Here is an 11,867-nt window from a genome sequence, read left to right on the forward strand (position 1 = left end):
GAGTCCCTCGCCGCGCGTGTTACGTATTGGAGGTGCGTCCGTAAGTATCTTCGAAACGGACGATGTCGTCCTCGCCGAGATACGCGCCCGATTGCACCTCGATCAACTCGAGCGGAATCTTGCCGGGGTTCTTCAGCCGGTGCGTCGCGCCGAGCGGAATGTAGGTCGACTGGTTCTCGGTCAGGATGATTTCGTTGCCGTCGTTCGTGACGACCGCGGTGCCCTTGACGACGATCCAGTGTTCGGCGCGATGGTGATGCATTTGCAGGCTCAACTGCGCCCCCGGATTGACGACGATGCGTTTGACCTGGAAGCGCTCGCCCTGATCGATGCCTTCATACGAGCCCCACGGCCGTATCACGCGGCGATGCGTGACGGATTCCTGGCGGTCCGACGCGTTCAGCCATTCGACGACCTTCTTCACGTCCTGCGCCTTGTCACGATGCGCGACGAGCACGGCGTCGGCGGTCTCCACGATCACGATGTTCTCGATGCCGATCGCGGCGACCATCCGGTGCTCCGCGCGGATGTACGAGTTCTCGACTGAATCGGTGAACACGTCGCCGATCAGCGCGTTGCGCTTGTCGTCGGTCGCGGCAATATCGGCGAGCGCGCTCCACGAGCCGATGTCGTTCCAGCCGAGATTGGCCGCGGCGACGACCGCCGCGTGCCCGGTCTTCTCCATCACCGCATAGTCGATCGACACGTTCGGGCTGGCGGCGAACGTTTCCTTGTCGAGCCGAAGGAAATCGTGGTCGCGGTGTGCGGCATCGAGCGCGAGTTCGGCTTGGCGCGCGATGTCGGGGGCGAGACGGCGCAGCTCGTCGAGATAGGTCGACGCCTTCAGCATGAACATCCCGCTGTTCCAGTAGTAGCCGCCGTCGGAGACGAAGCGCTCGGCGGTCGGCGCATCCGGTTTCTCGACGAACGCGTCGACGCGATAGACCTCCGTGTTGCCCGCGAGCGCGGTGCCGCGGCGGATGTAGCCGTAGCCCGTATGCGCTTGTGCGGGTGTGATCCCGAACGTGACGAGATGCTCGTCGGCCGCCACCGTCGCGGCCGTCTTCACGATGTCGACGAACGCGGATTCGTTGTCGATCACATGATCGGACGGCAGCACGAGCAACAGCGCGTCGGGGGTCTCGCGATAGGCGAGCAGCGCGGCGATCGCGATCGCAGGCGCGGTATTGCGGCCTACGGGTTCGAGCACGATCGACGACGGCGTGACGCCGACTTGGCGCAGCTGTTCGGCGACGAGGAAACGTTGTTCGTTGTTGGTGACCACGATCGGCGCGCGAATGCCGGCGACGTCGCGCACGCGCAGCGCAGTCTGCTGGACGAGCGTATGTTCGCCGGCAAGCTTCAGGTACTGCTTCGGATAGCCGCCGCGAGACATGGGCCAGAGCCGCGTGCCGCTGCCGCCGCACAGAATGGTGGGATAAATGTTCATACGTTGCCTCGGATAGGGCCGTGAACCGGCCGGTGCTCGATAATGACCGCGCTATTTTTCATCATTTTCGCTGCTTTGAGGTTTAATAATTGCAACTTCGGTGACGGCGGCCGCATGTAAAGCCGCTGGACACATGGAATGACGCGCTCGGATTGTAGATTGTAAGCTGAACCTAACATTGTGTGATGGGCACGGAATTGGGTGCGAAAAGTGAAAGGATCGGGATGAAACGGGCGTTTTGCGCGTGGTTCGCGGGTTTGACGATCGGATGCGCCCCGTTCGCGTCGAGCGCCCGGGAGGTTGCGTCGGCGCCCGGCGCTGCGGCAAGCGCGCAGAGCGCAGCCGATGCGGCGGCGGATAACATGCAGGCGGCGATGCGGCGGGGCCGGGACCGGGTGAGCGCGCGGGATTTCGGCGCACTGTGCTCCGGAACGGGCGACGATACGCGGGCGCTGCAGGCTGCAGTGGACAGCGGCTCGAGCGTCGAGCTGCCGGGCGGCACCTGTATCGTGACCGATGCGATTCGCGTGCAGCCCGGCCAGATCGTGCAAGGCAATGGCCGAGGCAAGACGATCGTTCGCGTATCGGCGCGATTCCGTAAGTCCGCGCCGGGTGTGTTCTACACGCCGGCCATGGGGCCGGCGTCGAATAATCGCGAAGGGCCGCAATTTCGCGATTTCAAGGTGACGTTCGAGCAACCGGATACGTCGTCGCGCGCCGAGCTGAACGTCTATCCGCCGGCATTTTATCTGCACAATGTGCCTCGCTTCACGATGTCCGACATGCAGATCAGCCAAGCGACGGTCGGCATCGACATGCGCGGCGATTCGGGCGGCGCGCGCATCGACAACCTCGAAATGTCTGCGTACCGCGTGGGCATCGACATAGACGGCGCAACGGATTCGGTTCGGATCAGTCATCTGCATTTTTGGCCGTTCGATATCACACAGCGTCAATATGCGATTTGGAACGCCGCGGCGCAGGTGTCGATTCAATCCGGCCGTTGTGACGATATTCACGTCGACAACCTGCTTCAATACGCAAGTCAGCTCAGGTTCATCAAGACTGCGAGCGGCACGACATTCGGCGAGCTGTCCAATCTCAATCTCGATTCTTTCGGCGGCCTGATCGTGCAGGGTGGCTCGTTGGCGATCGCGTCGAGCATTTTTTCGGTCGGCTACCGCGACTATCAGGCGATCAACATGACGGGCGGATACGTGCGCTGTTCCGCGTGCGTGTTCGCGGCGGTCACGCCGCTCGCGCGGCCAATGGTGCAACTGTCCGGCCCCGGCGGCGGATATTTGCAGATTTCCAACGGCCACTTTCGCACGTGGGGCGACATGACGGCCGTAGCCGTCAGCGGCACGGGCTGGAACACGCTGATTTTGTCGGGCAGTCAATTCGAAACGGACGCGAATCCGCGCCTGTCTCACCCGGTCGTCGAACTGGGGCCGAACAGCCAGGGCACGATCGTCGGCAATCGGATCATCGGCGTGGGCAGCGGCTCGGGTGTGTTCATCGACGTCGCAACCGACGAAAACCATGTGATCGCGAATAACGTAGGCGTGGGCTGGCGTTTCGCGCTTCCGCCGACGTCGCGTCGCATGACGGCTTTCGGTAATGCGAATGGCGTCGACGGCGGCGTGCCCGGCAGCCTGCACGGCGATTTGACGGTGGACGGCGGCATCAGCTATACGGGGCGCGAAGTGGACAAGTCATACGCGTTCGCGACGCCCGCCGATGGACAAACCGTTACGTTTCCGGCGAAGAGCGGCTCGCTCGTGATGGCGCCGAAAGGCGACCTGCGCGCGTTGCGTATCCAGTTGCCCGCATGCTCGGCGCAGTACGACGGGGCCGTGGTGCGCTATACGTCGTCGAGGGCAGTCAGAGCGCTGTCGGTCGACGCGTCGTCGGGAGCCGTCGCGGGTGCGGCGGCGTCGCTCGTTCCGGGCGCCGGGAACGCCTATCTGTGCCGCGGCGGCAATGCGACGTGGTACAGGCTGTATTGATGGGCATCGAATGCGCCGTGGCGGCGCACGCGGGTGCTCACGCGCTGCGCCGGTGACGTTACCCGATGCGCGATGCCAAATGCGAGATCGCATTGCGCGTCCAGCGGAAGATCTTCACGAAGATTCGCGCGCGGTTGCCGCGAAGCGTTCCGAGCGGCCGGCCCGCGTGCGGCGCGAGCCGGGCGACCGCGGCTTCCGGTGTGGAAAAGAGGCGCAGGCGCCAGTCCCAATAGAGAGGATAACGGATCAATGCCCCAGCGACGAGCATATCAAGCGACAGCCTTCGCTCCCGCCATGCAATGGGCGTTATCGCGTCGTGCGTCAGCCCCCAGCCGGCGTAGAACGGCAGGCCATAGGTGAATACGGTTTTGCCGCGCAGCAGCGCGTCGAAGCCCGCAAGCGACGATAGCGTGTGAATTTCATCGGCGATTTCGATCAGCGAAAGCAGATCGGCGTGCGTATCGACGACGTCAGCGAGTGCCTGCGCGTCGATCAAGCCCTGCCGGTTGCCGGACAGTACGTCCGGATGCGGTTTGTAGACGATGAATGCATCGGGGCGCCGGGCACGCACTTCTCGCAGCAGCGCGTCGGACGTCGTGATGCCGAGCGTGCCGAACTTGATCGACGCGTCGTCCGCTACCTGGCCGGGCACCAACGCGACGGTCCGGCCGGGGGGCGGCTGCCAGTCGGGCGTGCGCCGGCCGAGATTGTATTTGGTGATGCCGGCTTCGACGATGCTCGCACGTAGCCTGGAGGCGCGTTGCAGCTCGGATGTGTCGAACTCCGAAAGATTGAGGATGTCAGTCAAATCGTTCGGTTGGCCTGGATCAAAATACAAGCCGCGCGTGTCGATGACCTGACTCCACGGCGCGTTCATGTCGGAGCCGAGGCCGTTCGAGTGGATGAAGCCGTCTTCGATCCGGACGTAGCGTATCCCGCCGCCGATGTCGTCCCTATGACGCGCGCCCCAGAGTGCGGCGTATTCGCCAGCGCGCAGCTCGGACAAACCGCGTATCCAGCGCAGTGTACCGCCGCCCGCGCTCAGAAACGGTGTGGCGAACGGGCGCTTCCACCACTGGAAGCGAACGCCGGCGATGTGCTCTAACGCGGAAAAACGCGCTTCGACCGCGTGCTGAAGCTGCACGCAATCGATCGCGGCATCCAGTGTGCCGGGGCGATGCGTGTGCGGATCGAGATAGCGCGCGAACTGGATGAACACGGCATGGAAGAATGCCGGCAAGGTCGGGCGCGCGGTTCGCCCCGGCATCGGCGCGTCGTCGTCGGACAAGCCCCATCCGGCATAGTAGGGCGTGCCGTAGACATGAACCGGCCGCCTCGCGAGTATCGGCAGCACGCCTTCCGAAGCGCTCAGCACATAGACATGCTCGGCATCGAGCAGCGCCGCCCAGCGGCGATGCGATGGCGTCGGCGTCTGCGCGTTGCGCGGGATCGCTGCGGCCCAGGACGACGTGAGCCAGGGGCCTGCACCGACATCGTTCGAGCGAATGATTTCGAATCGTGCGCCGGGATGGCGTGTGCGGGCAACGTCGAGCATCCGCTTGAAGCGCTGTCTGCGCTCGCGGGCCGATGCGGGGTCCAGCGGCGATGTGGCGCGCTCGTCGACGAGCGCGACGGTTCGCGCGGATGCCTGCGCGCACGGGGCGGCGCCGTGCGGCCCTTCGAACAGATGCGCGATGCCGCCGTGCATATCGAGCAAGCGGCGCATCAGGCGCGTCGCCTGCGCTTCGGCATCCCAAGTAATCTGAGATTTCAGCGCTTGATCGAGCTGCGCGACGAATGACATTGCGCCTGACGCATCGCCAGGCAAGACAAACCACGATAGCAACGGCATGCGCCGCGTAGGCCGCAATCCGATGGGGCCGGGCCATGCGGCCCGCGACGGGCGCCCGATGCGGCGGGCGATGCGCAGCACGATCCTGCCGCAGCGGCTGTCCTGCCATAGCAGATCCGTGCGGCCCTGTATCCAGCACAGCAGCCGTGATCCGCGCGTGATGCCGCGCAGATCGAATTCAGTGTCGCGCGCATGCGGCCGGCGTGTCGCGAAGCGAAACATCTAGCTCAGCGACTCGATGAAGCGATCGACCTTTTCGAAATGTGTCGACCAGGTCGGCGCGCTGAACTGGTCGATTCTCGCAAGCTGCGTGTCGCGCGCGGCACTCGATGGTTGCATATACGAAACAATCTTGGAATACCAGCCGGGACCATCGAGCGGATCGAGATAATCGGGGATATCCGATGCGATTTCGCGGAACACGGGAAGATCGCTTGCGATCACCGGGATGCGATGCGCAAGCGCTTCGACGAGCGGCATTCCGTAGCCTTCGACAAACGATGGAAACAGCAGCGCCTTCGCATGCTGCAGCCACGCGCGCATTCGCGCATCGGGGCACTGCGCTTCCTCAATGACGAAGCCGCGCAGACGCTCGCAGCGTTCGAGCATGTCCACGACGTTTTCACATTCCCAGCCGCGGCGGCCGATCAGAACGAGCCGTGGCGCGGCGTCGCCCAGGCGCTCGGCCAGATCGCGCCAGACATGCAGCATCAGCCAGTGATTCTTGCGCGGCTCGATCGTGCCCAGCATCACGAAGTACGGCTTGTCGAGCGGCACGGCGTGCGCCGCGCCATGCTCGATGCCGGGCGCCAGATGCGCGACGACGCTTGGCGGCAGCCTCAGGCGCGCCTGCCTCGCTTCGCTCGCGATCGAATCGAGCGTTGCTTGCGAGTTGGCGATCAGGCCGTCAGCGTGACGCAACGCCGTATGGATGCGCCGGCGATGAGCATTGCCTACGCCCGGGCGGCAATATTCGGCATGCGTCAGCGGAATCAAGTCGTGCACCATGAATACCGAGCGGATGTTGCGCTTGGCCATTGCGTGATAGTAGCGAGGAAACTCCATGCCGGTATGGCTCGTGTGCAGCAGGATGCCGCGCTCGATGCGGGGCGCGCGCGCAAGCCCCGCCCACGCGCGTATGACGGTGCGGCGAATGAACGGCCGGTCGTGCGTGGATGACAGCAGTCGGGAAAATATTTGCCTCGAGTCCTGCTCCGTCATGATCGTGAAGAAGCCCTGCTCGCTGACAATAGCACGCGCGCTGTCGCCGTATCTTTGTATATAGGCGAGCCCCACCCGATCGACGCCGGTTGGAATCAGGCCGGCATGCAGGCGTGACAGCAGGCGCGTGATGTCGAGAAGGATGGGCGTCACTCGAATGCGATTCCCTGGCGCAAGGTTGGCGTTGCAGCGGGGCGGGCGCGACGCGGTGTGCGGCCGGTGCGCAGCCTCGCGTTTCGGCCCGATACCGGAATGGACTGCGATCTCTTTCCATTTCGCACAATGTTTCGTCCGATTTCTATCTGAGACTTTTCTTACGGCATCCCAACGGATGCCGACTTAAACATATGCCTTGCCGGTCAAGCGCGTTATAAATTCGTTGCAAGTTTTCAACCATGTGAAATTGGTGAAGAACCGCGCTGCGAAGAACCGTGTAGTGAATTTTGCTTGCTGCATTGCGCACGATATTCGTGATCGACTATTCTATTCGAACGTGCAACGTGCGACAATTTGTGCCGATCCCAAATCTATACTCGTATCAAATGCCATTTACTTTATATCGGGTTCCTCTGTTATTGGCGTGCGCTGCGGGTATCGTGGTTCTCGCGAGCTGCTCGGCAATTCCGACGTCCGGGCCCAGCGCGGCGCGAATTGCGCAGGTCTCCGAATCGCCGAATACGGCTGGCATACAGATCGTGGATCTGACGGATGACGTGACGCGTAAGCTGCTTGCGGAGCGCCGGACAGATGACTTTTCCGGCGCGCTCGGCAATGATCCCGCATTTCAGCAGCAACTCGGTATTGGCGACACGATCGAGGTGGTGATTTGGGAGGCGCCCCCGGCGGCGCTATTCGGCGCCGCGGGGCTGACCGATGCAAGAAGCGCGTCGAGTTCTGCGATTGCCGCGCCGGGCAATGCGCGCGCGACGGTGCTGCCGGAGCAGTCGATCGACGCGGGTGGAATGATCAGCGTGCCTTTCATCGGCAACGTGAAGGCTGCCGGCCGCACGCCAGTACAATTGCAGCGCGACATCGTGGCGCGGCTCAAGCGCATCGCGCACGATCCGCAGGTGTTGGTGAGGTTGTCGAAGAATACGACGTCGTATGTGACGATCGTCGGCGAGGTCGTCAAGAGCGATCGCATGGCGTTGACTGCGCGCGGAGAGCGTTTGCTCGATGCGCTTGCGTCCGCCGGCGGCGTGCGTCAGCCGGTCGACAAGATGACAATCCAGGTGACGCGCGGCAAGACGGTCGCGTCGTTGCCGTTGCAGTCCGTGATTCAAGACCCGAAGCAGAATATTCCGCTGCGGGCAGGTGATGTCGTGACGCTGTTGTATCAGCCGTACAGCTTCACGGCGTTGGGTGCGACCGGCAAGAATCAGGAAGTTCAGTTCGAAGCGCAAGGTATCACGCTCGCTCAAGCGCTGGCGCGCGCGAACGGGCTCGACGATTCGCGCTCCGATGCGCGTGGCGTGTTCATTTACCGTCTTGAGGACGCGAAGGCATTGGCGTGGCCTTCGCAGCCGGTCCGCACCACGGCCGACGGTAAGGTTCCTGTTATTTATCGGGTCAATCTGCGAGATCCGGAATCGTTTTTTGTCACGCAAAGCTTCATGATGGACAACAAAGACTTGTTGTATATCTCGAACTCTCCGGTCACCGAGCTGCAGAAAATTCTGAACTTGGTGTTCAGCGTAGCCTATCCGGTGACGACCGGCGTACAAACCTTCAGATAGTCGACGATCAGATCGACGTCGTTCCCGCTTGGCGTAGCGGCATGAGATTCATGCCGCGGCATTTCGTGCAGGCGGGTGCATGATTCCGACCGGCAGGGCCGCTTGCGGCCCGGCGTGCCTAGGCCGCTCTTTGCCGGATCCGCAGAGAGGGCGGCGAGTACGATGCAGACGATACGCAGAGTCGCGCTGACGTGCGATTTCCTTCGAGTCGATTTCAACAGAGGGAAAGTGGACAACGGCCAATATCGGAATCTGGACTGGTTGGTCCAGATTCTCGGCGTACCCGCATTCGAATCGAAATGGGGCGTGCGTGCCGACGTGATCGTGCCGCCGCTCGACGGCGCGGGATTGCGTGCGTCGCTCACCAGCGATATTCACGCGCAATATCTGGCCGATTCGCCAGCCGCCTGGGCCGCGCTTTACGATGCGGACGATTTGCCGGTGTTTGCGGACACGGTGGCCGCCCTGCTCGAATACGATCTGATCGTCGGTTTCGAATTGCCTCCTGTGCTCAAGCGTCTGCTTGCGCGCGGCGGCAAGACCTATCTCAGCTTGCACATTCATCCGCTGCGGTTTCTGCGCGATTTATGCTTTTACGGATACTCGAATTCGGCTGAAGTTTGCGACATGCTTTCAGCGTTCGGCGTGCCGGATCACGAGATCGCCATGCAAGTTCGTCGGCTGCGTGCGCTCTTTTTCCGTAGACATATTCCGGCCTTCGACGTGCCTGCGCAGACGCCGGTTCTGATTGGACAAACACCGTGCGATGCCGCTTTGATTCGCGACGGCCGATTCGTGCAGTGGCGTGATTGCCGGGAGAGCCTGGATGCGCAATTGGCCGGATATGACGAAATTTTCTTTCTCGAACATCCGTATGAAGTTAAAAATGGAGCCGTCACGGAATTTTTGCGTTCGGAGCTTGACAAGAGCGTGACGTCCGTTCGTGCGAACGGATACGGATTTATTTTTTCCCGTTGCGACATTCCCTTTTTTTTATCGTTATCTTCATCGTTAGGGCTTGAAGCCCAGCATGCGGGACAGCGATGCGATTTTCTGTTGTCGCAACCGTTAAATAAATTCATGGTACCTGGTATAGATCGCGGTGCATCGGCGATTGGGCATGGCGTTTTGTTCGATGCGTTTTGGGAACGTTTGATCGGCCAGGCCGGTGACGAGGTGATTCGGCGCGATGGATCGGATGTCGACTGTTTTGCGGCCGGCAACAATTATCTGCGCAGCAGTTTGGAATCCTGGGCTTTTCGTGAATTGGACAGAGGAGCGATTCAGCAGACGAGCCGCCGACGGTTGATTCCGGCGTCTTCGGTGGGCAACGTGCAGCTGGATCGTGCCGAACCTCGCTCGCAGAAGATGGGCGAGATGGAAGTCGAGCAGCTTCCACGGCCTTTGCGCATGGGCGAGCGGATCGCATTCGATTTCTCGAAGCCTGCCGTTGAACATTATTTGCTTGATGGTTTCGCCGCACATGAGCCGGATGGTGTTCGGATCGACTGGGGCAGAGCCGTCATGCAAATGCCGCTCGACAAAGCATGCGAACAGGTGACGCTGCGGGGAACGTTGACGGCATCGGTGCCGCGCGAATCGCTTCGATGGCGGCCGACGCTTGCACTCGACGTCGACGGCAACGAAGTCGACAAGATCGTGTTCGGGCGGAACGACGGTGATCGCCGTTGCATGTCCTTTTGTGCGCCAGTGAGCGGCGGTTTGCGCCTGCTTGGTTTTCTCGCGTCGTGGGACGGATGTGACGGAGACGACGAAATGCAGGCGCCCTCGGAATTATCCGGGCCTTTGCTCATTACGCTCGAATGTTCGATCGATGTTCAGGATGCCATAGCAGGATAATCGCGCGATGTGGCGGTGGGCGTGCTCGGCCCGTCGGCGTAGCATGCATATGAAGCAGGCGCAAGACGATGTTGTCGGAATGATGAATTAAGGAATGCGATAGAGCCGTTGAAAAATGTTTTAGGCAATGTGCGGCGAGAATGGGCCATGATGCCCCGTGCGCTTCGCATGCGAAAGGAGACAGCAAGCAGCAATGAGATACGAAGGATGACGATTGCCGTTTGGCTCAATTCGCCGCCACGGCTCCCAGAGGCGTGAAAAATTGTCTAGCGTAATCATGTTGACTAATACACGGTACGAGAATATTGCGTCGGCTGCCACACTCGAAGAGATGTTGGTGTACGACGGCATAGAGTTTGTCTATTGCGCATATCGCACGCTGCTGGGACGAGACCCCGATCAGGAGGGCGCGTCATACTATTTGTCGAGATTGGAAAGCGGCGTCAACAAGCTCCAGATCATCGATCAACTGTGTTCGTCGCCCGAGATGAAGCATGAGCGGCGTGCGCTGCCCGGCCTTGAATACGCGATGCTGCATTGGCGCCGTTCCCGCTGGCCACTCGTTGGCAAGCTATTCGGGCCATCCGATGTCGGGCGGTATATTGGCGCGGAGCAGAAATTGCACCGTGTCGAAAATTCACTCGCCGTGTTGTCGAGCGAGACGGCCTCGCATCTGAATCAGGTGAATGCGCGTCTTTCGCATACGCAGGAACTGCTCGAGCAATTGCGGGAGATTGTCAGCCTGCAGATGCGGCAGTCCCGATACGCGCTGCATGGCGGCGGCCCAGTGCTCGGCCGGGCGAACGAGCGGTTCGTGTTCAATCTATCCACCAGCCATCACTGGCGTGCGCAACCGGTTGGCATCGTGCGCGTCGAGCGGGAGCTCGCAAAATATCTCGCCGATTATGAGAACGTGAGATTCGCGCTGTGGGATCCCGCCGCGAAGGTATTGCGGGAGCTTGATCGCCGCCACGTGGACAACATTCTGTCCGAGCGCTGGTGCGATAACACGGATACCTCCGTTGCCCAGTATCACCACGGGACCTTGCCGCAGCTCGAACTGTCGGGTGCCGACACCTTCGTTTCGGTCGGCATCGATTGGGATCTTTCACCGATTCATGACATCGCAAAATATTTGCGCAAGTACCGCGTGAAGATGGTGGGCTGCTGCTACGACCTGGTGCCGATCCTGTTTCCGGAATTCAGTGCGCGTCAGGAAATGGCGCAAACGTTTCGTCGTCACTTTGTCGATATGGCGCATACGGCGACACAAGTGCTTGCCATCTCGAACACGTCCCGCAAGGACTTGATCAATTTCTGGGAGGAGGCCGGCGTCGAGACGCATTTTCCCGATGTTCACGTCATTCCGCTCGCCGCGCCGGCGCGCGGGGACGGGCTTCCTCAGTTGAACGAAAAGGATGTCGACACGTTGCGGCACGTGCTGTATCACGGCAAGTACGTGCTGTACGTCAGCTCGCTCGAAGCGCGCAAGAACCACCGGCTGTTGGTCAACGTCTGGCGCGAGTTGTATCGCGACCGTTGCGCCGACTGCCCGCAACTCATCTTCGTCGGCATGAAGGGTTGGGGTATCGACGACATGCTGCATCAGATCGGGCGGATGCCGGTGTTCAAGAATCACAGCAAGATCGTCTGGTTGCAGGGCGTCAGCGACGCGTTGCTCGCGCACCTGTACGCGAATTGCCTGTTCACGGTATTCCCAAGCATGTACGAAGGGTGGG

7 protein-coding genes are annotated in these 11,867 nt (G+C 61.3%); 4 read left to right on the forward strand and 3 right to left on the reverse strand.

Annotation, left to right across the window (positions count from 1 at the left end; translation table 11 throughout):
• Nucleotides 1-19: 19 nt before the first annotated feature.
• Nucleotides 20-1,450, reverse strand: coding sequence for a mannose-1-phosphate guanylyltransferase/mannose-6-phosphate isomerase (locus tag WS68_RS01810; RefSeq protein WP_059569155.1), 1,431 nt, complete (start codon nucleotides 1,448-1,450; stop codon nucleotides 20-22).
• 224 nt (nucleotides 1,451-1,674) lie between these two features.
• Between WS68_RS01810 and WS68_RS01815 the strand changes: the two genes are divergently transcribed.
• Nucleotides 1,675-3,459 (forward strand): glycosyl hydrolase family 28-related protein, encoded by a 1,785-nt coding sequence (locus WS68_RS01815; RefSeq protein ID WP_197419508.1) that lies wholly within the window; start codon nucleotides 1,675-1,677, stop codon nucleotides 3,457-3,459.
• Between the two features lie 58 nt (nucleotides 3,460-3,517).
• On the opposite strand, the gene WS68_RS01820 is transcribed toward WS68_RS01815, so the two are convergent.
• Nucleotides 3,518-5,533, reverse strand: a complete 2,016-nt coding sequence (locus tag WS68_RS01820) for a capsular polysaccharide export protein, LipB/KpsS family (protein WP_059569157.1) — start codon at nucleotides 5,531-5,533, stop codon at nucleotides 3,518-3,520.
• Nucleotides 5,534-6,685: a glycosyltransferase family 4 protein gene (locus WS68_RS01825; RefSeq protein WP_059569158.1), complete on the reverse strand. Its 1,152-nt coding sequence runs from the start codon at nucleotides 6,683-6,685 to the stop codon at nucleotides 5,534-5,536. It lies immediately after the preceding gene.
• Between the two features lie 389 nt (nucleotides 6,686-7,074).
• Between WS68_RS01825 and WS68_RS01830 the strand changes: the two genes are divergently transcribed.
• From WS68_RS01830 to WS68_RS01840, 3 genes are all read left to right on the forward strand, one after another.
• Nucleotides 7,075-8,268 (forward strand): polysaccharide biosynthesis/export family protein, encoded by a 1,194-nt coding sequence (locus WS68_RS01830; RefSeq protein ID WP_059569197.1) that lies wholly within the window; start codon nucleotides 7,075-7,077, stop codon nucleotides 8,266-8,268.
• A 75-nt stretch (nucleotides 8,269-8,343) separates the two neighbouring features.
• The gene (locus WS68_RS01835) at nucleotides 8,344-10,128 is read left to right on the forward strand and encodes a hypothetical protein (protein ID WP_156429305.1); all 1,785 of its coding nucleotides are present in this window, start codon (nucleotides 8,344-8,346) and stop codon (nucleotides 10,126-10,128) included.
• A gap of 277 nt (nucleotides 10,129-10,405) precedes the next feature.
• Nucleotides 10,406-11,867 (forward strand): DUF4214 domain-containing protein (locus tag WS68_RS01840; protein WP_156429306.1); only part of this gene is annotated, 1,462 nt, incomplete at its 3' end.

Source organism: Burkholderia sp. TSV86, from assembly GCF_001522865.1.
GTDB lineage: Bacteria > Pseudomonadota > Gammaproteobacteria > Burkholderiales > Burkholderiaceae > Burkholderia.